This window comes from Deltaproteobacteria bacterium, from assembly GCA_030654105.1.
In the GTDB taxonomy this organism is placed as follows: Bacteria; Desulfobacterota; SM23-61; order SM23-61; family SM23-61; genus JAHJQK01.
The window spans coordinates 1-20,382 of the sequence record JAURYC010000312.1; the positions used below are offsets into that span (position 1 = coordinate 1).

Genomic DNA, 20,382 nt, shown 5'->3' on the forward strand with positions numbered 1-20,382 from the left:
TCCGACTCAACGTCTCCCAGGAGCACCGTGCACCCGAAGACGATACGATCCGTTGTCAAATCTTTGGTTTCGATAACTTGAGCGCGGGCCAGCTTATCTTCCAACTCTTTGATCTTTCCCTCGATGTAATCCCGCCGCTCTTTGGCCACCCGATAATCGGCGTTGTCGCTAAGGTCTCCATGGGCTGCTGCTTCATTCAAGGCTTGAATGGCTTGGGCCCGGTCCATCCTTTTCAGCCGCTCGAGTTCATCCTGCAGTTTGGTGAAACCTTCTTTGGTCATGGGTAATTTTTCCAACTTTCCCTCCCATTTTTTGGCAATATATCATCCGTCATCCGCACGCCTGCGTCCGCAGTCAGCGGGCGATGAAATAAATTAGCCACAGAGGACACAGCGCGGCAGTGCCGCAACCAAAAGAAATCACCCCCTCCCACCCCTCCCCCCTCCGAGGGGGAGGGATAGGGTGGGGGGGATTGCTTAACAAAATTTCCAGAAATTGAACGTTAGTAGTACAGAGATCACAGAGGTTTTAAACTAAAAAGATATTGTGAAAAAACCAAACCATGGGAAATCCTGTTTCGAATCTCGCTCGTTTTTAGGTTTTTCATTTTCAGCAGGTATCTCTCTGTGTTCTCTGTGACCTCTGTGGCTAAAAGGTTTTGAAATTCCTAAGCAATAAATTTCTTTCGCCGACCGCTTTCGTTACCTTTTCTCCGGCTCTTGCATCCATCCTACCTGAAGCTGATAATGATCGAGAATTTTCAAGGCTCCTTCAAACTCCCGGGCATACAGCCGCCGCTTAAGCTCGGGGAAGTTTTTCGCCTGGTAGGCGGGGAAAAACTGGGTCATCAAGCTGATGGAACACTGCCCAGAGAAGTTCTCAGCCAGGAAACGGGCAACTTTTTCCGTCCCGGCTAATCCGTTGGGCAGAAGAAGATGGCGAATGATTACCCCCCGTTTCATCATCCCCTTTTCGTCATATATCGCCTTCCCAACCTGACGGTACATTTCGAGTACGGCGGCTTGGTTGACCGTTGGGTAATCCGGGGCTTGGGAATAAGTCCGGGCAGCTTTCTCATCGGCATATTTCATATCCGGCAGGTAGATGTCTACGACCCCATTCAAAAGGGTCAACGTCTCCAAGTTATCATAGCCATTGGTATTATAAACCAAGGGCAGCCGAAACCCTCTCGCTATTGCCCAGCAAAGCGCTTCCAGGATCTGGGGAACAAAATGGGTAGGCGTTACCCAATTGATGTTGTGGCAACCCCGGTTTTGCAAGTCGAGCATCATTTTTCCCAAAAACTCCTCGCTTCTTTCCTGCCCAACGCCCATTTGGCTGATGGGGAAATTCTGGCAAAACACACAATGTAAATTGCAATGGGTCATGAAAATCGTTCCTGAACCTTGAGTTCCAGAAATGGGGGGTTCTTCTCCCCGGTGGACATTGTAACTGGAGACCATGGGTCGTAACCCAGATCGGCAAAATCCCTTTTCGCCCTGGGTCCGATCCACGCCGCACCGCCGGGGACAAAGCCGGCAAGATTTTAAAATCTGCCCGGCTGCTTTGGTCCTCTCTTGAAGTTTTCCCGAGGTCCATAGTTTAAGATAACTCGGGAACACGATAGGTGATTCTCCCGGAAACGATCGTCATGATCGCAATTCCTTTCAGTTTCCACCCCTGGAAGGGGGAGTTCCGGCTTTTTGATTTAAATTGGCTCTTTTCCACGGTATGCTCACGGTCAAGATCGATCAAGGTTAAATCAGCGTCCGCATTCACTCTTAATCTGCCTTTGTCCAGGCCGAGGATGCGTGCCGGCTGCACGGTGAGTTTCTCAATCGCCTTCATCAAAGGAAGATGACCCTCATGTACAAGCTTTAAGGTCAAAGGCAAAGCCGTTTCCAAGCCGATGATCCCATTGGCCGCATAATCAAACTCGACGTCCTTCTCAACAGCGCTTTGGGGAGCATGGTCCGTGGCAATGGCGTCCAGGGTTCCATCTTTTAACCCTTCGATAACGGCCTTCACGTCTTTGGCCTCTCGTAAAGGGGGGTTCATCTTAGTGTTGGGATCAAATCCTTGGACAGCTTCATCGGTCAAAGAGAAATAGTGGGGAGCGGTTTCCGCCGTTACCTTTACCCCTCGACTCTTGGCCTCTCGGATGGCTCGTACGGATCCCGCCGTGCTAACGTGGGCCACGTGAAGAGGAGCACCGGTGAGTTCGGCTAAAGCAATGTCCCGAAGAACCATGACTTCTTCCGCAGCGTTGGGGATTCCTCTCAAGCCCAGAGTGGTCGCAATGAAGCCCTCGTTCATCACTCCCTGGCCCGCCAGGTCCAGATCCTCACAGTGGGAGATGATGGTCAAACCGAGGCCACCGGCATATTCCAGAGCCCGGCGGAATAGGCACGCATTCACCACCGGTTTTCCGTCATCGGAAAGGGCAACCACCCCGGCATCCTTCAATTCTCCCATCTCGGCCAAAGATTCCCCCTTTAATCCTTTGGTTACGGCACCGACGGGGAAAATGTGGGTGCTGGCGCGCTCTCGGGCCTGCTGTAATATATATTCGGTGACCGCCCAGCAATCATTCACCGGAAGGGTGTTGGCCATACATACCAGGGAAGTATATCCCCCCGCAGCCCCTGCCTTGGACCCGGATTCGATGGTCTCCTTATATTCAAATCCTGGCTCGCGAAGATGACAATGCATGTCCAATAATCCCGGAACCAGAATCTTACTCGTACAGTCAATTACCCCACCTTGGGGAAGAAAAGGATCCTGGGACTCGCTGGCTGGCAAATTAAATTTGATTTTGGATTCCGGGATCGTTGGCCCGATTTCTACGATTTTCCCTCTTGCCACCAGGACATCCATCCGGCCATCGATGCCACTGGCTGGGTCGACAACGCGGGCATTCTTGAATAGTAAGCTCATAGAGAACTCCTGTCAGCTTCCTTTTCTCCCCCCACTAACAGATAGAGGAGCGCCATCCTTACAGCTACGCCATTGGTCACCTGGTCTAAAATGACCGAGAAGGGTCCGTCAGCTACCTCTGGAGAAATCTCTACTCCCCGATTTATCGGCCCGGGGTGCATAATTAAGACCCCTGGTTTGGCTGGTTTTAGGATATCAACATTCAGGCCGAATAATCTCGAATACTCTCGCAAGGTGGGGAAAAATCCCCCTTCTTGACGTTCGAGTTGAATCCGCAGCATCATGATCACGTCCGCTTCGGGAATTACCTCAGCCAGACTCCTGTGCCAATGAACACCCAGCCGTTCTACTGCAGCTGGTTTCATGGTTGGAGGTCCGGCCAGATGAACTTCCGCGCCCATCTTGGTGAACCCATGAATATTCGACCGGGCCACCCGGCTATGCAGAATGTCTCCCACTATGGCTACCTTCAAGCCCGCAAGTCTTCCAACCTTCTCCCTCACCGTAAATAAATCCAGCAAAGCCTGGGTGGGGTGCTCATGGGCTCCATCCCCAGCATTGATGACCGGAACATCCATCAGACGGGCCAGCAAATGGGGGGCTCCCGATGCGGGATGCCGGATAACAATGCAATCGGGTTTCATGGCTTCTAAGTTTTTGGCCGTGTCGATCAGCGTCTCTCCTTTGACCACGCTGCTGGAGGAGGTAGAAATGTTAATCGTGTCGGCGCTCAGCCGTTTGGCGGCAATCTCAAAAGAGGTTCGCGTCCGCGTGCTGGGCTCGAAAAAAAGATTGATTACCGTCTTGCCCCGTAAGGTAGGAACTTTCTTGATCTCCCGGGTGGATACCTCCTTAAAGGATCCAGTTGTATCCAGGATGAGTTGAATCTCCGCAATACTCAACTCCTGGATTCCCAGAATATCCTTGCCTGCCCACCTCACGATGGGCTTCTCAGAAAGTTGCCGGGTAGACCCCCGGTCTTGATTCTCGGCCATTTTTCTCCCCTTTTTTAAAAAAGACCAGAATTAACCGCAGAGCACGTCGAGAACGCAACGCAAGCTTCAAATTAATTGGGACACAGATTTACGCAGATAACCGCAGATTTTAATTTTCATTTAATTTTATCCTGAAAACCTGTGTTCATCTATGTCCAAAATACAAAAAATGCGGTGAAAGCAGGCTTTCGATCTCAGGTAATTTTTTCCTGGATGACCACTCGGTCCGGGTTTCCCACCTCGTGAAAGGAAACCATCACGTCGTCTTGGGGAGCGGTAATCACCTTTTTCCCGACGTAATCGGCTTGAATGGGTAGCTCTCGATGACCCCGATCGATGAGCACGGCCAGTTGGATGAACTTGGGACGCCCAAAATCTATTAAAGCGTCCATTGCCGCCCGCACCGTCCTGCCGGTGTATAACACATCGTCCACCAGAATAACTTTTTTGTCCCGCAGGGAAAACGGAATTTCTGTTTTCCCCACAAGTGGCTGGGGAAGGCCCATGGCGAAATCATCCCGGTAGAGAGTAATATCGATGATGCCGAAAGGAACTTTGAATTTTTCAATCTGTTCAATCTTGGTCCGGATACGTTCAGCCAGATAAACGCCGCCGGTGCGGATGCCAATCAAAACGAGGTCTTTCACTCCCTTGTTACGCTCGAGCATTTCATGAGTGATGCGCACCAGAGCCCGCTCGATCTCTTCTCCATCCATGACTGTTTCTTTTCCCTTCAACCTCATCTTATCCTTACCCCTTAACCCAGCATAGCCGGAACTAAAAAGGTGAATTGAAAAATCCAAAATCCGAAATCCGAATACCGAAATCCTAAACAACTTCAAAATTCAAATATCAAAATTCAAAAGTTTTTTGTTTGGATAATTTGTATTTTGAATCCGCCTTAGGCGGACTTGTTTAGAATTTCGTGCTTAGAATTTAGGATTTCTTTCAAGCCCTTTGTTCGAAGAACTTTCTTGCCAATTTGCGCACAACTTCATTCTTAACGGATTAATGGATCAGATGGCCGATCCGATTCCAGCGAACCGCTGTTTCCTGGCTGTTCCACGACCAGTAGATAATAAAGGCTTTGCCCCGCAAGTCTTCCAACGGCACAAATCCCCAGAACCGGCTGTCCAAGCTGCGATCGCGATTATCTCCCAGGACGAAAAGACTCCCTGGGGGAACGGTCACTGGGCCAAAATTGTCCCGCTTTTGAATTTCTGCTGGGAAAACCGCATCCTCCTTATAAACGGCATAGGAATCGGCGGCTTCAGACCCATTGATGAAAAGTTTTTTATTCACGATTTTTACCGTGTCCCCTTCCACAGCCACCACCCTTTTGATAAAATCTTTACTCGGATCCAAAGGATAAATAAAAACGACTACCTCTCCCCTTTGTGGCTTGTGCAGAGGGAATAGGCGGATGGAGGTGAAAGGAATTTTTATTCCGTAAATAAACTTGCTCACCAGGATATGATCCCCAATCACCAATGTAGGTTCCATAGACCCGGAAGGAATTTTAAACGCCTGCACTACAAAGGTACGGATAAATAGCGCCAATAACAAAGCGACAATGATCGCTTCAGCATACTCCCGAAAGGTTGATTTCTTTTTTATCTCTTTGCTTTTAACCTTCACCCTTCCTCCCAAATGCATTATTCTTTTACCGCCGAGCACGCAGAAAACGCAGGAAACCGCTGAGCGCTATGCGGCGAAAATTCTTTAAAATACTCAACAGTCCTACGCAAACCCTCTTCGAAAGAAACCTTCGCCTTCCAACCCAGACCGGTTTGGGCTCGGGTGCAATTCAAAACGCTCCTGCGTTGCTCCCCCGGCTTGGCTGGTCCGTGAGCCTCTTGGGCGGATTTCCCCATAATCTGCAATAGACACCAGAAAAGCTCATTGACATTCTTCTCCTCGCCCGTGCCGATATTAAAAGACCCGGAAGCTTTGGAGTGTAAAGCCAAGAGGTTGGCTTCGGCAACGTCTTCGACGTATACGTAATCCCGAGTCTGCAATCCATCGCCGTTGATTATCGCCTGCCCGTCCGCCAGGAGCTTTTCGGTGAAGATGGCCACCACCCCCGCCTCTCCGAAAGGATCTTGGCGAGGGCCATAAACATTGCCATACCGTAACGCCACGTAATCCAAGCCATGGACAACCTTGTAGTAGTGGAGATACAACTCCCCTGTTGCCTTGGCTACCCCATATGGGCTGATGGGCTGAAGGGGAATTTCTTCGCTGGCCGGATCGGCATTTTCTGGTTGATCACCGTAAATGGCTCCTCCTGATGAGGCAAAGATAAACCGGTTCACCCCATGGCGCACCGCTTTCTCCAGGAGGTTCAGCATTCCCAAAATGTTTATGCTGGCATCAAAAACAGGGTCCTGTACTGATTTACGGACATCCATCTGCGCAGCATGGTGATTCACCACATCTGGCTGCTCGCGCGCAAAGATTTCTTCCATCCCCTGATCACGGATGTCCGACTGGTAAAATCGGGCTTTAGGATTCAAGTTCTCCATCTTCCCTGTTGTTAGGTTGTCCGCCACTACCACCCGGTGGCCAGCCGCGGTGTAGCGGTCGGTCACATGCGATCCAATAAACCCTGCTCCCCCGGTTACCAGAATTTTCATCTTCCCCTCTGAAAACGCTTAAATTTCACCACAGAGTTCGCGGAGAGCGCCGAGAATTCCCAAAATTTTAATAAAAAATCTCGGCTTCCATTTTGCGTTTTTCATTTTGATTTTTAAATTTTTCTTCTCTGCGCTCTTGGCGTTCTCTGCAGTGAATAAAAATCTTTGATAACCTGTACCACCTTCCGCTGCTGGGCCCATGTCAGTTCGGGGTAAATTGGGATAGCCATGGTTTCCCGCGCAGCCCGCTCCGATTCCGGCAGGTCGCCCACACGATAACCTAGATTACGGTAACACTCCTGCAGGTGAAGAGGAACCGGATAGTAAACTTCATTCCCGATCCCTTCCCGGGTCAAATGCTCCCGGAGGGCATCTCTTTTTCGGGTCCGGATGACAAACTGATTGAAAATATGGTAACAATCTTTTTTTGTATCAGGAAGGGAAAGGAAAGGCGGCTGTAATCCGGCTTCTGCAAAAAGGATGCAATACCGCTCGGCATTTTCTCTCCGTCTTTCGGTCCATTGATTTAAATATTTCAATTTCACGCGCAGAACCGCAGCCTGCAAAGCATCCAATCGGCTGCAGATTCCGATCTGCCGGTGACGATATTTATATTCGGACCCATGGACCCGCAGCATTCGAATTTTTTCGGCCAGTTCCCGATCCCGGGTGACCACCATCCCTCCATCGCCAAAACCACCAAGGTTCTTGCTGGGATAGAAAGAGAAGCACCCCAGGTCCCCTACGGTTCCAGCCCCCCATTCTTTTGTCAGACTTTGAACTCCGCCCATTGAATTCACGCTTTGTCTGGCCCCCAAAGCTTGGGCTGCATCTTCCACCACTCGCAATTCATACCGCCGGGCAATTTCCATGATCGCTGCCATGTCCGCCATTTGGCCGAATAAATGTACGGGAATGATCACTTTGGGCTGTTCCTTTTTTCGGCGAATTCTCCGCAGGTAATCCTCAAGTTTGTTGGGATCGAGGTTATAGGTATGCGGGTCAATATCTAAATAAATCGGAATAGCTCCCAGTCTGGAGATGGAACCTCCCGTTGAGAAAAAAGTATAAGAAACCGTAATGACCCGATCGCCGGCCTTTACACCCAGGGCCATCAAAGAAAGTAGCAACGCATCTGTGCCTGACGCTACACCGAGGGCATAGGGCACTCGTAAGAAAGAGCCTACTTCTCTTTCGAAGTTATCTACCATTGGGCCGAGAATAAACATCTGGCTCTCCAACACCTCTCGGACTGCCTGATATACCTCATCCCGGATCTTCCTAAACTGCTTCTTTAAGTCTAAGAGGGGTACTTTCGTATTTTTCCTCCTTTGCAAAAGAAACGTTCACCTGCAAAAGAAAGCCAGGAGATATCCTGGCTTCTTTCCAGGCTCGCCCCCAATGCTTCACACTTCATCCTTTAAGGCTTCCCGGCTAATCTTGCCGAAAAGATTGGCCATGGACAAGCTCAAGTAAAAGAATCCAAAAGAATAAAGAATCCAGCCGATATAAAGGAGTTGAGTTTTTAAGAAAAGAAGGGCCAAGAATAAAACCAAACCGGCTACCCATCCGGAAAAATATTCACGTTGGATCAGCCAAATTTTTTCTACGATCCCCTTCCAATGGAAGGCCGCCGCTAAAACCTCTCCTTCCGAAGCATAAAAAGCCAGAGCCATGGGCAAAAGAAAGAACGCGACTAATCCAATTCCCACTCCCAGGATGAGCAAGAACACTCCTACAAAGGCGGCAAATCCTCCCCCATACCAAAGATTCAGCCCTAACCAATAAAGAATCCCGGGGACGATCCAATAACCCAGGGCGATTAAAAAAACGTACCAACCACTCCGGAACAGGTCTCCCCACCCCTCCCACCCTGGCAGGGGTCCTTCCATTCCTCCAAGATGACTACGAAAAATTTTATAAGCGTACCCCAGGGGGAAAAAAGAAAAAAGAAGCCAGAAAATAACTCCCACGTAGGGAATGAACCCCATGGCAGCACCTAGAAAATTAAAAACACCGCCCAGAATGAATTTCGGGCCCCACCCTTCTTCGGCAAACGGGTATTTTAGTGCTCTCTCTAAATTCCCCATCGCTTTACCTTTCCCAGGCTAAATTAGGCCGCCTTTTTCTTGGCCACCTTATTGAGGATCTTCCAAGTCTTTAAAAGTTCTAAGGCCCTTTCCAGAGGAGGATCTTCCGGGGCTTCGATGGTTACTGCTGCTTCTCCCTTCTTTTTATCGGGTATCTTTTCCAGGGATTCCTCAGGGATTTTTTCTAAAGGCTTGGCCGGTATCTCCCCCTCTCCTCGAAGATGATGTTCCAAATCTTTTTCTCTAAGGAAACGCGGGGGGGAGCCTTTGCGGGCCGCCGGGGGAAGGTCAGCCACGATAATGTCGGGAACAATTCCTTGCGCCTGAATGGAGCGGCCGTTGGGAGTATAATAACGCGCCGTGGTCAACCGGACGGCCGACCCGTCCTCCAGAGGAATAATCGTTTGTACCGACCCTTTCCCGAAGGTGGGTGTGCCCAGGATGACCGCCCGCCCATGGTCCTGCAACGCACCCGCCACGATCTCAGAAGCGCTGGCACTTCCTGCGTTAACCAGGACCATCATCGGGTAGTCGCGAACCTTCGCCTTTTTCTGGGCGTAAAATTTCATCTTTTGCCCTTCTACCCGCCCCTCGGTGTAAACGATCATCCCTGCTTCTAAAAATTCATCAGCTACTTTCACCGCTTGTTCTAAAAGTCCTCCCGGGTCATTGCGCAGGTCCAGGATTAACCCCTTCAGCGTTCCTTCCTTAGATTCCAGCTTCTCTAACGCCGCCTTCATGTCCGCATGGGTTTTCTCAATGAACTGATTAATTTTTACGTAGCCATATCCCTCTTCAAGCATTTTCGAGCGCACGCTGCGGATGGGGATGATCGCTCGGGTCAAAGTGAGATCCTTGGGTTCGGTAAATCCGGTACGCATGACGGTAATTGTTACCTTGGTTCCTTCAGGGCCACGCATCAACTTTACCGCATCCATCATATTCATATCTTTGGTTGATTTTCCGTCAATGCGCAAGATCTGGTCCCCGCTTTGGATCCCGGCCCGGAAAGCTGGTGTGTCTTCTATGGGAGCAACGACGGTGAGAACTTTGTCGCGAATCGTAATTTCGAAACCTACTCCGCCAAAGCTTCCTCGGGTCTCGGTCTGCATTTCTTTAAAAACATCCGGGGTCATGAAGGAACTATGCGGATCTAAGGTTTCCAACATTCCGTTGATCGCCCCGTTGACTAAGGTAGTGATTTTAACGGGTTCGACATAATTTTTTTCTACGAGCGCCAAGACATCCGCCAGGATTTTCAGCTTTTCATAGGTGGAATTGATGTCCGCACCCACGCGGTGTACTTTGCCCCCGCCTATGAACACTCCCAGGGCAAGGAAAAGGGCTATGATGATTATGAATTGTTTCTTGGTTATCCAATTACGCATTGCTTTCTCCTTTCCACCCGTGATTCCTTCTCGAGTGGATTACCGAACCCTTGGATGCGCCAACCATTCCAAGGGGTCCAGAGGTTTCCCTCTCTGGCGAATTTCAAAATAAAGACAGGGCCCTTTGAGTGAACCTGTATCTCCCACCAAGGCTACGCCTTCCCCTCCCCGAACTTCTTCTCCGACATTTTTCAGCAGGGCGGAAGCATGGCCAGACAAAGTATAATAGCCCTCACCATGATCGATAATCAGGATCTTCCCGTACCCTTTGAACCAATCGGAATAGAGGACCCGCCCATCGTAGACTGCTCTGATCTCCGCTCCTATCGCAGCCTCAATTTCGATCCCCTTCTGGACAGTAAAAGTATTGAACTTAGGGTTTTCATTCTTCCCGAAGGTGCTAAGGATTCGGCCTTCTACCGGAAACGCCAGTTTACCCCGAAAGGTTCCAAACCCTTTGCCGGCTGGAATGAAAACTTCGGCTTTGGCTTTCTCCCGGATTTCCCTCTCTAATCGGTTGAGCAGAGTCTGCAATTGGGCGGAGGCGGTTTCTAACTCTTTGATTGCTGCCAGGTGAATACGTTTTTCGCCCCGAACGGAATCCAGCAACCGGCCTTTTTGCAGTCGATCCTTCCGAATTTCTGCCTGTTTTTTTTCTGTTTGTTCTTTCAACGCCTGAAGCTCCCGTTCATCTTCTTTCAGTTGCTCCCGGTAGCTTCCCAGTACGGTTTGCCTTTTGCGGAAATCTTCTACCAACTCGCGATCTTGGCCCAGGATCGATGCTAAATAACGCCGGCTATTTAAAAATTCCGCGTAAGAATTGGAGGAGAAAAAAATTTGGGGCATCCCCGTTTCCCCGAACTTATACAGGGCCACTAACCTTTTTTCCAAAAACGCTTCCTGAGTTTCAACGGATTGGGTCACCAATTGTAATTCCTCGTTGGTTTTCCGCACTTTCTGGACCACGCCTTCTAATTTTCGGTTTAGGACCTTTAACTCCTTCTCTTTTTCGGAAAGGTTCCGGTCCATCTTATTAAGCTGGGAGATGACGGATGATTCTTTCTTATGGATGGCTTTAACCCGCTGCTTTTCCTCCTGGATCTTTTTTTTAAGCCCTCCCAGCTCCTTTTTACTCTGGGCCACGCCACTGCGTATCTTCTGCAGGTCGGTTTCGGCGTCCCCTTGGCCTACCCAGAAGAGCAGGGCCGCAAAAAAAACTAAACCCCCCAAGACTCTTAAAGGCGTAGGTACCTCCCCACAGATACTTGGGTCCCGAGAAAACCCAAAGCCACTCCTCCCAGGGCCAGGGCGGCAGTTTGTTCGGCCGTGAGGAAAAACAAGGGAAAACTTCCCAGCAGAGATTTCAAAGGGGCATATACCTCAGTGACGAAAAGGTGAAAAAAGATAAAAAGCATCAATACGGCTAAGGAAGCGCCTACAAACCCTTGCAGAATTCCTTCGATATAAAAAGGGGCGCGAATAAATAAGCCTGTGGCCCCTACCGAGCGCATGATTTCGATCTCTTCCCGTCGGGCGAAAATGTTTAGGCGGATGGTATTGGAAATGACAAAAATGGTAGAGGCCAGAAGAAGCCCGCCCAACGCCAGGCCCAAAACCTGCAGCAGTACAATAAAAGCCGAAAACTTTTCCACCCATTCAGACCCGTACTGCAAATCCTCAATTTGCGGGAGGCCTCGCAGCTTCTCCACCAGGCGCTGTACACCGATGGAATTTTGGTGCTCAGGCTTGAGTTGAATTTCCACTGAGGCCGGAAGAGGATTGCGGGGTAGCCCTTTAAGTAACCCCTTGCGGCCTTGTAATCTCTCTTCCAAGGTTTTAAGGGCCTCCTCCTTGGAACGGTAGCTCACTTCTTGCACCTCTCCATGCCCCCGGATCTTTTCCTGAAAACGGGTTATCTGCTCCCCATTCATGGAATCAACGAGATAGACCGTAATCCGGATCCGGCTTCTCCATTCTTCTATCAATCCTTTGGCGTTAACGATGATAATCAGGAAAATTCCAAGGACGAGGAACGAAAGAGCAATGGTTCCCAGGGTGATGGCATTCATCCAGGGATTCTGGTTCAGGTTCTGCCAAGCCTGGCGAAAGAAATATCTCCCCATCCCAACTAGCCTTTCACTCCAGCGTAGGCTGAGAACATGAGAAAATCAATTTCAGCAAAGATCCGATACTTAAAAATCAAAAATTTTATTTTAATTTTTCTGCCTCCCATGTTCAGGCTTGATCTTCCGGTTGAAATTCCATGGCGTTTTTCTCTACGCTCTCGGCGGTGAAGGATAGGGAATGCCGGTGTCTCTAATCAAAGCCGCGGGGTTACGCAATGAGCTTCCCACGATTCGGCCACCCTCCAAAACAATGCGTTCTTTGGGAAGCATCGCCGGAAGCCCATAATTATGCGTGGCCAAGACCAAGGTTGTCCCCCGAAGATTGATTTCATCAAACAGCTCCAGAATTCCTTTCGTAGCCCCCAGCCCAATATTTCCTGTGGGTTCATCGGCCAGGAGCAACAAGGGATTATTGACAATGGCCCGAGCGATGGCGACTCGTTGTTGCTCACCGGCAGAAAGCTGGGGGGGGAAACATTTTCCTTTGTGCTCGATCCCCACCAACCGTAATGCCTCCGAGGTCTTGTTTAAAATTTCCCGCCTCGGCACTCCCAGTACTTCCAAAGCAAAGGCTACATTTTCGGAGGCCGTCCATCGGGGAAGAAGTTTTAAATCTTGAAAAACTACGCCCAGGCTTCTCCTCAGGTGGGGAATCTCTCGGGGTTTCAAGCGACTTATGCGAAACCCATTGACCCGGATCTCCCCTTCTGTCGGGCGTTCAGCCGCATATAGCAATTTTAGGAAAGTGGTCTTTCCTGAACCGCTGGGGCCGGTAAGATAAACAAATTCCCCTTTGTCCACTTTTAGAGTAATGTCGAAGAGTACTCGGGGGCTTTCATTGTAAGCCTTGCTTACATGGATCATTTCGATCATCGCGGGTAGGTTTGACTCCTATGATCACTCCTTTTTTCTCGCAGCCTTAGTTGCCTGCATGACCCTGACGATGTCTTCAGGGGTAGGAAAGAAATACTGCAGAAAAAACTTGATCTTTTTAAAAATCTAGGCATTTTAGCAATATTAACACATCCCCCCGCCTATCACAAGATAGTAAATATTATGGGTGCATTTAGCGATCTGCCTGCGATTTTAAATTTTTCTCTTCTCTTGCTCCATCCGGGCTTCGCGGGTGTGATGACTTTTTTATGACGCCGGTTCGGTGGTAATGACCGTTTTAATATTTTCTTTTTTTTCGAACATAAGTGCAAATTGTCGGGCATCCTGCAGGGATGGAAAGTGCCCCACTCGCACCCGGTACCACAGTCCCTTGGCCGCTGCACTCCCCGTAATCTGGTAAGCAGCATACCCTTTGCTCTGCAATTGGTTCACCAACTGTGCGGCTTCTTCGGAGTTATTAAAAGCACCAACCTGCAATGTAAAGCGGGCTTTGGCCGGAGCTGATCTAGCTCCTTGAGAAGAAGAGGCAATCTCTTCTGCCGGTTCTAATAACTTTGCTTCTCCAACTTTTGGTTTCGTCGGGGGTGTTGGCCTGGCTTTTTCTTCTCGTTTATCCGGAATCTCAGAGGTGAAAGATTTTGCTTCTTTGTTCGCGGGATAATTTCCCCTTTTAAACTCAGCCTGATAAAGAGAATCTTTTTTTTCTTCTTTTTTCTTTTCCTGCTTACTCTGAGATGACGATTTTCCGCTATATTGAAGATCGTTGATTGCTTTTCCCACCCGTATGCCGGAAACGAAAGCCACCAGGGCTAAAAGGAAGGTCCCGGCAATAATAAAGCCCCATTTTTTACCTCCTTCTTTTGCCGGATAAGGATAAAATCTTACCCCCCCGGGGTAAGTTCGACCCCGGCGCCTGGCGGCTGTTTTTTTCAATCTTGTTTTCTCCGCTCCCATCACATGCGCTCCAGTGCTTCCATTCCCAGGATGCGCAGACAGATAGCCAGGACTCTTTTTACCCCCTGAGTTAAAAGCACGCGTGCCTGGGTGGTCCTTTTTTCTTCCCCCAAAACACGATGCCTGGCTAAAAAAACATTGAACGTCATGGCTAACTCCAGCATATAAACAGCAATCACTGAAGGTTCATATTCTTCGGTAGCCCGCCCGAGGACTTCTGGAAGCTCCCCTAGGCGTTTGATCAAATCAAACTCTTCATCGGAGGCGAGAACGCCATAGTCAACCGTTACAGTCACTTCTCCAGGATATTTTCTCATGATCCCGCAGCAGCGTACGTGAGCATTCTGGCAATACGGGCCGGTGGCACCTTCAAAGCCCAGGATTCGCTCCCAATCGAACTCTACGTCTTTGGTCCGTTTCGTTCTAAGGTCGTTAAAGATGATGGCCCCCAGGCCTACAGCCCGGGCGATATTTTTTCTCTCTTCTTCGGAAATCTTCCCGATACGCGCTTCTTTATCTTCCCCTCGCTCTTCGATCACCCTTTCCGCTCGATGAACAGCTTCATCAACGACATCTTGCAGAAAAACTACTTCTCCCCTTCGGGTGCTCATCCCCAGGACATGTCCAAAATCCACATGGACCAACCGTTTACTCCACTCATAACCCATGAGATCCAAAACTTTGAATAACTGTTGAAAGTGGAGTTTTTGGGGAACGCCCACGACGTAGATCATCTTGGCAAAATTCCATTTCTGGAATCGATATTCAGCCGCGGCTATGTCCCGGGTAAGGTAAAGGGTGGCTTCATCTTTTTTTAGAATAAGGGCCGGAGGCATTTGGTAGGCCTCCAGAGGAACGATCCAGGCACCCTGGCTTTCTACCAGAAGCCCAGCCCCACGCATCCGTTCGATTAATGCGGGAAGCCTGTCCTGGTAAAAGCTTTCCCCTTCGTAAGAATCAAAAGTGATGCCTAGAAAGCTGTAAAGGCGTTTAAATTCTTCGACGCTGATCTCACGGAAGCGACCCCAAAGGGCGCGAGCTTCAGGGTTCCCTTCTTCCAGTTTTTTAAACCAGGCTCTCGCCTCTTCGTGAAGAGCTTCATCTTCTTTACTCTCATAGTGAAACCGACTGTACACCTCCAACAGATGTTTTAGGGGCTGGGCTTCCAACCGGTCCGAGTCCCCCCATCGTTTGAAGGCTGTGATCACTTCTCCAAACTGTTTTCCCCAATCACCTAAGTGGTTGAGTCGGATTACTTGATACCCCCGTCGTTCAAAAATCTGACAAAGAGCATTTCCAATAATGGTAGAGCGCAGGTGGCCGACATGAAAAGGTTTGGCAATATTCGGGGAAGAGAATTCGATCAAAACTCTTTTCCCCTCCCCTTCCGAACTTTGACCGTAGCGGGTATCCTTAAAAAAGATTCTTTTCAGAACAACTTCCGCCCAGGCCTCCCGCTGGATGCGGAAATTGATGTAAGCTCCTGCAGCGGTACAATCGCTCAACAGCCCGACTGGCTTGAACTTCACAGCCACCTCCCGGGCCAAATTCTGGGGAGACTTCCTGAGGGCCTTAGCCAATAGGAAGCAGGGAAAGGCGTAATCGCCCCATTGGGATCCTCGAGGAACCTCGATCCATCGATGCAATTCCTCGGGGGCAAGGCCTGTTTCCCGGGAGATGAAATCAGCTATGGCTTGGGTCACTTCGTTCATGAATTCCTTTAAAGCTTTTCACCACAGAGCAGGCGGAGAATGCAGAAAAAATTTATTCTTAAAATCAAATCGATCAATTGCAGTAACTGATTGAGTTCTTTGAGCACCGAAGTAGCTGGATAAACTTTTTATTATTTGTTGAATTTTCAATTTATCTCTGCGGCCTCTGCGTTCTCTGTGGTGAAAATATTTTTTAGCTGGCCAGAAGTTCACCGTAAAGCTCTGGCCGTCGGTCCCGCAAGAAAGTCCACACCCGTCGAGTCCTTTCGATCTCCATGAGATCGATATCGGCCATAACCACTCCTTCTTGGGCGCCGCTGGGCTGGTCTACCAATTCTCCCTCGGGAGTGGCACAGAAACTTTTCCCGTAAAAAATTTGTTTGGCTTCTTTGCCTACTCGGTTCACCCGCAAGATATAAATCCCGCTGGTGACTGCATTGGCACAGATCACTTTTTCCCATTTTTCCTGAGAGGCGAAAGCTGCCGCCGTGGGGGAGAAAATCATCTGAGCCCCTTTCAAGGCTAAGATTCGCGATCCTTCCGGGAAAAAATTATCCCAACAGATTTGCACTCCCACCCGTCCGTAGCGCGTGGCCAAGACAGGAAAACCCAGGTCCCCGGGATGGAAATAAGCCTTTTCTTCCCATAAGGGAATTTGCGGAATATGGATCTTACGATATTTTCCCAAAATTTCTCCATCCGCGTCGATCACTACAGCCGTGTTGAAATAAAGCCCCCGGGGGTCTTTCTCGAAAAGAGGCACAATGATGACCACCTGCGACTTCTGAGCCACCTGCTGCAGGGTTTCCGTTGTTGGGCCTGGCACTTCTTCTGCTAACTGAAAATTCTCCGGGTTGATATCCATCGGAAACCAGTGCGTGGTGAAAAGCTCCTGGAAGCAAATAATTTTCGCTCCACTTTCTATGGCGATTTTGGACAATAAATGAGCTTTTTCCAGGTTCCTTGCTTTATCTGGGGAACAATTCATTTGAATGCCGGCGATTTTTAACATGATTGTTCAACTCCTCAGTTTTGTTAAAGTTTAGCCCCTTTCTCCGTGAGGGTCAAGAAAGTAATTATCCAAGTAATTATCCACCGGAGAGATCGCAAAGGAAACATAAAATTCGAAATCCGAATATCGAAAGCCGAAACAAATTCTAAATTCAAATGATCCAAACAGGAAATGACAAGCGTTTCGAATTTTGAATTTCGGTCATTTGAAAATGTTTAGGATTTCGGATTTCGGGCTTAGAATTTCTAAGGCTTCTTTGCGGTCTCTGCGTCCTCTGTGGTGAAAGATCTTAAAAAAAAGACCCTGGTGGAATCGTCCCCCAGGGTCACATGCGGGTCCTCAGCAATATATCTTATATCTGGAAATTACAACTTCACTACTTGTGTCGCTTGAGGCCCTTTGGCACCTTCTGTTATCTCGAACTCTACCTTCTGGCCCTCGGCCAAGGACTTGAACCCATCTCCCTCAATGGCTGTATAATGAACAAAGATATCCCTTCCACCTTCCTGTTCAATAAAGCCATACCCCTTGCTATCATTGAACCACTTTACCTTACCGATCAACTTCATCAAACCCCTCCTTTTTCTTGCCCGAACCAGTGACCCGCCAACCGGTCCGCTACCGCCGATATCGTTCGGCCTACTCGTCGTTGCCCATACCATAATTCCCTAAATTCTGTCAAGAATTTTTTCAACAGAATTTTCTTAATCATTGGTTATGACCCGAGTTCTTGGCATTTTCCCCCCAGCTGACCACAGGCGGCCATTATGTCTGACCCTTTGCTCAACCTTACCATGGTTGTAAAACGCTGAGCCATAAGCACGGCCCGGAACCTTTGGAGGGCATCATCATCAGGCCGTTGCAAGGGGCTTTGAGGATGTTCGTTAAAAGGAATCAGATTCACTTTGGCTTGAATCCCTTGCAACAATTGGGCTAAACGATGGGCATCTTCCTCCGAATCATTTACCCCCCTTATCAGAACATATTCAAAAGTAATCTTTTCCCGGTGGGCTAAAGGAATTCTTCGGCAGGCCGCCAGCAAATCTTTTAAAGGATACTTGCGGTTGATGGGCATCAATTGGCTACGCTGTCTATCGGTCGAAGCATTTAGAGAAATCGCTAATTTAACAAAGTGCCGCCGAGAACAAAGCTCTTCCATCTCCGGAATGATTCCAGCAGTGGAAAGGGTAACCCGGCGGTGTGAAAATTGAAGCCCGCGGGGAGACCGGATAATTTCCAGGGCTCGCACTACATTCTGAAAATTATTCAGCGGCTCCCCCATTCCCATGAGGACAAGGTTGGTAAGTTTCTCCTCCGAGGAAAGAGTGGCCTGAACTCCGATCACCTGATCGATAATTTCAGCGGAGGAGAGGTTGCGTGCCAATCCCCGGCTTCCGGTGAGGCAAAATTTGCACCCCAAAGCGCAACCGGCCTGCGTAGAAAGACAAAGCGTAAAGTGGTCTTTTTCAGGAAGAAGGACGCTTTCGATCGTTTCGCCATCAGCCAGAAGAAAGCGGTATTTTCTGGTTCTATCCGGAGAAATCTTTACTTCCAGATTTTTCAAGAAACTGATCCAGGCACTTTCCTCCAATTTTTGGCGAAATTTTTTGGCTACGTCAGTCATCTCCCCAAAGGTTCGTGCTCGGCGCGCGTATAGCCATCGAGCTAATTGCCCGGCTCGAAAAGGTTTTTCCCCGAGGGAGAGCACAAAAGATTCTAATTCTTCCAGTGACAAATTTTTCAGATTTACTCGGTCGTTTTGTTCGCGCATCATCTACTGGCAGAGGCCTCCCCGGCAACCCATCCCGTGCTGAACGCAGCCTGCAGGTTATACCCACCTGTTTTCCCGTCCACATCCATGATCTCTCCGCAAAAATAAAGCCCCGGGATGATCTTCGATTCCATCGTTGAGGGATGGATCTCGTGCACGGAAACGCCGCCGGCTGTGATGATCGCTTCCTCAAGAGGCCTGGGACTTTTAACCGTCAGCCGCCAATTCTTAAGCAAATGCAATAGGCGCTTCCTTTCACCCGAACGCACCTCGCTCCCTGTTATCGCCGGAGATATCCCGGATCTTTGGATGAAGATGGGGATAAACCGTCGAGGTAAAAGGGTAGGGAGGATATTGAGGATTTGTTTCCGGCTATGCCTTTGGAATTCGCGGACCAACCGGGCTTCAACCTGCTCGGGGGATAAAGCCGGCTTGAAATCGATGGATAAATCCACTCTGGCACTGGATAGCCTATCTACCGCCAATCCGCTCAGGGTAAGAATGATTGGGCCCGATACGCCAAAATGGGTGAAAAGCATTTCGCCAAATTCTTCTCCGGCCTTCCGGCCATCCGCGAGCAACGTAACCTTCACATTCTTCAATCCCAACCCCTGAAGTTCCCGCACATACGGTTCTTCAACCTCCAGCGGAACGAGTGCGGGCCGAATCCGTTGGATCGTATGTCCAAGTTTTTCAGCCATTCTGAACCCGTCGCCGGAGGATCCCGTCTGGGAGTAAGATGCACCTCCGGTAGCTAGAATGACCTTGGCTGCCTCGAATTGGCCCGAGTCGGTTCGTACTCCGATGATCCGGCGATCATCGGTCAGAATTTCCCGCACTGGGGAATGAATCTGGATTTTAACCCCTTGGGAATTGGCGTAACCGCGCAGGACTCGGACCACATCCTGCGCCCGGTTGGAAGCTGGGAAGATCCGCCTCCCTCTCTCTTCGATCACTGGCAGGCCACGCGATGTGAAAAAGGAAAGCAAATCATCGTTAAAGAAGCGAGAAAAAACATTATGCAGGAATTTTCCATTATGCCGGTAGCTTTCGATAAAGGTTGGCAGGTCCCCGCCGTTGGTTAGGTTACAGCGGCCTTTGCCGGTCAAGGCCAGTTTGACTCCTACCCGACCCATTTTTTCCAGAAGGAGCACCCTGCATCCTTGCTCTGCGGCCCGCCCTGCAGCCATCAGACCTGAGGCCCCTCCTCCGATTACGATTACATCCGGCTTCAAATTCAAGAACCTTCACTGCAGAGATCGCTTAGAACGTCGAGTGAAAAAAACGCTATGCGCATAGCGCTAAGCGAATCCCTGCATTCTCTGCGGGGAAAAGGATTGTTACCCGCAGATTTCCAGGGCGTTGAAAAAATACCCGATCTCAAAGGCCGCGGTCTCCGGCGCATCCGAGCCGTGGACGATGTTCCTTTCGATATTCGCTGCATACTCCCTGCGAATGGTCCCGGGAGCAGCATCCTGCGGATTTGTCGCCCCCATCAACTCCCGGTTTTTAGCGATGGCGTTGGGCCCTTCGAGGATCATCACGACGCAGGGCCCCGAAGACATGAAATCCGTCACGCTGTCATAAAATTTCTTGCCCCGGTGAACTGCGTAGAACCCTTCCGCTTCCTTCTTGGACATATGAATCATCTTCATGGCCGCGATCTTCAGCCCGGCTTTCTCAAATCTCTTGATCACTTCCCCGATTAACCCCTTGGCCACTCCATCGGGTTTGATAATTGAAAGCGTCCGCTCCATGTATTCCTCCTCGCAAAAAGCTATTAGCCATCAGCTTGATATCTTTCGCTGATCGCTAATTGCGAATCATTCTAATAAGTACGTGATGATTTTTATCATGGAAGTAATCG

At 49.5% G+C, this 20,382-nt stretch carries 20 protein-coding genes; all 20 read right to left on the reverse strand.

The features are described from left to right. On the reverse strand, positions 1 to 296 hold a 296-nt coding region (locus Q7V48_13585; protein ID MDO9211758.1), incomplete at its 3' end, for a transcription elongation factor GreA. 405 nt (positions 297 to 701) lie between these two features. Next, complete coding sequence (locus Q7V48_13590) at positions 702 to 1,625, reverse strand: radical SAM protein (GenBank protein ID MDO9211759.1); 924 nt, start codon at positions 1,623 to 1,625, stop codon at positions 702 to 704. Then, positions 1,603 to 2,937, reverse strand: coding sequence for a dihydroorotase (locus tag Q7V48_13595; protein ID MDO9211760.1), 1,335 nt, complete (start codon positions 2,935 to 2,937; stop codon positions 1,603 to 1,605). The genes Q7V48_13590 and Q7V48_13595 overlap by 23 nt, the downstream gene beginning before the upstream one ends. After that, positions 2,934 to 3,878 carry an aspartate carbamoyltransferase catalytic subunit gene (locus Q7V48_13600; protein ID MDO9211761.1) on the reverse strand — a complete coding sequence of 315 codons (945 nt, stop codon included), beginning with the start codon at positions 3,876 to 3,878 and terminating at the stop codon, positions 2,934 to 2,936. The genes Q7V48_13595 and Q7V48_13600 overlap by 4 nt, the downstream gene beginning before the upstream one ends. 248 nt (positions 3,879 to 4,126) lie before the next feature. Continuing rightward, positions 4,127 to 4,675, reverse strand: a complete 549-nt coding sequence (gene pyrR, locus Q7V48_13605) for a bifunctional pyr operon transcriptional regulator/uracil phosphoribosyltransferase PyrR (protein ID MDO9211762.1) — start codon at positions 4,673 to 4,675, stop codon at positions 4,127 to 4,129. A gap of 265 nt (positions 4,676 to 4,940) precedes the next feature. Beyond that, a complete protein-coding gene (lepB, locus tag Q7V48_13610) occupies positions 4,941 to 5,570 on the reverse strand; it encodes a signal peptidase I (protein MDO9211763.1) in 630 nt (209 codons plus the stop codon). Between the two features lie 17 nt (positions 5,571 to 5,587). Next, entirely contained in the window at positions 5,588 to 6,568 is a 981-nt protein-coding gene (locus Q7V48_13615) for an NAD-dependent epimerase/dehydratase family protein (protein ID MDO9211764.1), read from the reverse strand. A 113-nt stretch (positions 6,569 to 6,681) separates the two neighbouring features. Next, complete coding sequence (locus Q7V48_13620) at positions 6,682 to 7,905, reverse strand: DegT/DnrJ/EryC1/StrS family aminotransferase (protein ID MDO9211765.1); 1,224 nt, start codon at positions 7,903 to 7,905, stop codon at positions 6,682 to 6,684. A gap of 69 nt (positions 7,906 to 7,974) precedes the next feature. Beyond that, positions 7,975 to 8,658: a DUF4013 domain-containing protein gene (locus tag Q7V48_13625; protein MDO9211766.1), complete on the reverse strand. Its 684-nt coding sequence runs from the start codon at positions 8,656 to 8,658 to the stop codon at positions 7,975 to 7,977. 23 nt (positions 8,659 to 8,681) lie between these two features. Beyond that, a complete protein-coding gene (locus Q7V48_13630; GenBank protein MDO9211767.1) occupies positions 8,682 to 10,046 on the reverse strand; it encodes a S41 family peptidase in 1,365 nt (454 codons plus the stop codon). A 39-nt stretch (positions 10,047 to 10,085) separates the two neighbouring features. After that, positions 10,086 to 11,276 (reverse strand): peptidoglycan DD-metalloendopeptidase family protein, encoded by a 1,191-nt coding sequence (locus Q7V48_13635; protein ID MDO9211768.1) that lies wholly within the window; start codon positions 11,274 to 11,276, stop codon positions 10,086 to 10,088. 5 nt (positions 11,277 to 11,281) lie between these two features. Next, positions 11,282 to 12,169, reverse strand: coding sequence for a permease-like cell division protein FtsX (gene ftsX / locus Q7V48_13640; protein MDO9211769.1), 888 nt, complete (start codon positions 12,167 to 12,169; stop codon positions 11,282 to 11,284). A 153-nt stretch (positions 12,170 to 12,322) separates the two neighbouring features. Further along, positions 12,323 to 13,045 carry a cell division ATP-binding protein FtsE gene (ftsE, locus tag Q7V48_13645; GenBank protein MDO9211770.1) on the reverse strand — a complete coding sequence of 241 codons (723 nt, stop codon included), beginning with the start codon at positions 13,043 to 13,045 and terminating at the stop codon, positions 12,323 to 12,325. A 267-nt stretch (positions 13,046 to 13,312) separates the two neighbouring features. Further along, on the reverse strand, positions 13,313 to 13,846 hold the full coding sequence (locus tag Q7V48_13650; GenBank protein ID MDO9211771.1) for an SPOR domain-containing protein: 534 nt from the start codon (positions 13,844 to 13,846) through the stop codon (positions 13,313 to 13,315). Positions 13,847 to 14,019: 173 nt separating this feature from the next. Then, the gene (gene argS, locus Q7V48_13655) at positions 14,020 to 15,732 is read right to left on the reverse strand and encodes an arginine--tRNA ligase (protein MDO9211772.1); all 1,713 of its coding nucleotides are present in this window, start codon (positions 15,730 to 15,732) and stop codon (positions 14,020 to 14,022) included. Positions 15,733 to 15,925: 193 nt separating this feature from the next. Next, positions 15,926 to 16,744, reverse strand: a complete 819-nt coding sequence (locus Q7V48_13660; GenBank protein MDO9211773.1) for a nitrilase-related carbon-nitrogen hydrolase — start codon at positions 16,742 to 16,744, stop codon at positions 15,926 to 15,928. 365 nt (positions 16,745 to 17,109) lie between these two features. Next, positions 17,110 to 17,313, reverse strand: a complete 204-nt coding sequence (locus Q7V48_13665) for a cold shock domain-containing protein (protein ID MDO9211774.1) — start codon at positions 17,311 to 17,313, stop codon at positions 17,110 to 17,112. Positions 17,314 to 17,459: 146 nt separating this feature from the next. Next, positions 17,460 to 18,515 carry a 23S rRNA (adenine(2503)-C(2))-methyltransferase RlmN gene (gene rlmN / locus Q7V48_13670; GenBank protein MDO9211775.1) on the reverse strand — a complete coding sequence of 352 codons (1,056 nt, stop codon included), beginning with the start codon at positions 18,513 to 18,515 and terminating at the stop codon, positions 17,460 to 17,462. Further along, the gene (locus tag Q7V48_13675; GenBank protein MDO9211776.1) at positions 18,515 to 19,750 is read right to left on the reverse strand and encodes an NAD(P)/FAD-dependent oxidoreductase; all 1,236 of its coding nucleotides are present in this window, start codon (positions 19,748 to 19,750) and stop codon (positions 18,515 to 18,517) included. The genes rlmN and Q7V48_13675 overlap by 1 nt, the downstream gene beginning before the upstream one ends. 105 nt (positions 19,751 to 19,855) lie before the next feature. Next, on the reverse strand, positions 19,856 to 20,272 hold the full coding sequence (gene ndk, locus Q7V48_13680) for a nucleoside-diphosphate kinase (GenBank protein MDO9211777.1): 417 nt from the start codon (positions 20,270 to 20,272) through the stop codon (positions 19,856 to 19,858). Positions 20,273 to 20,382: the final 110 nt, after the last annotated feature.

Coding starts and splice junctions, on each gene's coding strand:
- argS (MDO9211772.1), bottom strand. CDS start 15,732: ATGAACGAAGTGACCCAAGCCATAGCTGATTTCATCTCCCGGGAAACA.
- Q7V48_13630 (MDO9211767.1), bottom strand. CDS start 10,046: ATGCGTAATTGGATAACCAAGAAACAATTCATAATCATCATAGCCCTT.
- rlmN (MDO9211775.1), bottom strand. CDS start 18,515: ATGCGCGAACAAAACGACCGAGTAAATCTGAAAAATTTGTCACTGGAA.
- Q7V48_13595 (MDO9211760.1), bottom strand. CDS start 2,937: ATGAGCTTACTATTCAAGAATGCCCGCGTTGTCGACCCAGCCAGTGGC.
- Q7V48_13625 (MDO9211766.1), bottom strand. CDS start 8,658: ATGGGGAATTTAGAGAGAGCACTAAAATACCCGTTTGCCGAAGAAGGG.
- ftsX (MDO9211769.1), bottom strand. CDS start 12,169: ATGGGGAGATATTTCTTTCGCCAGGCTTGGCAGAACCTGAACCAGAAT.
- Q7V48_13665 (MDO9211774.1), bottom strand. CDS start 17,313: ATGAAGTTGATCGGTAAGGTAAAGTGGTTCAATGATAGCAAGGGGTAT.
- Q7V48_13615 (MDO9211764.1), bottom strand. CDS start 6,568: ATGAAAATTCTGGTAACCGGGGGAGCAGGGTTTATTGGATCGCATGTG.
- ndk (MDO9211777.1), bottom strand. CDS start 20,272: ATGGAGCGGACGCTTTCAATTATCAAACCCGATGGAGTGGCCAAGGGG.
- pyrR (MDO9211762.1), bottom strand. CDS start 4,675: ATGAGGTTGAAGGGAAAAGAAACAGTCATGGATGGAGAAGAGATCGAG.
- Q7V48_13660 (MDO9211773.1), bottom strand. CDS start 16,744: ATGTTAAAAATCGCCGGCATTCAAATGAATTGTTCCCCAGATAAAGCA.
- ftsE (MDO9211770.1), bottom strand. CDS start 13,045: ATGATCGAAATGATCCATGTAAGCAAGGCTTACAATGAAAGCCCCCGA.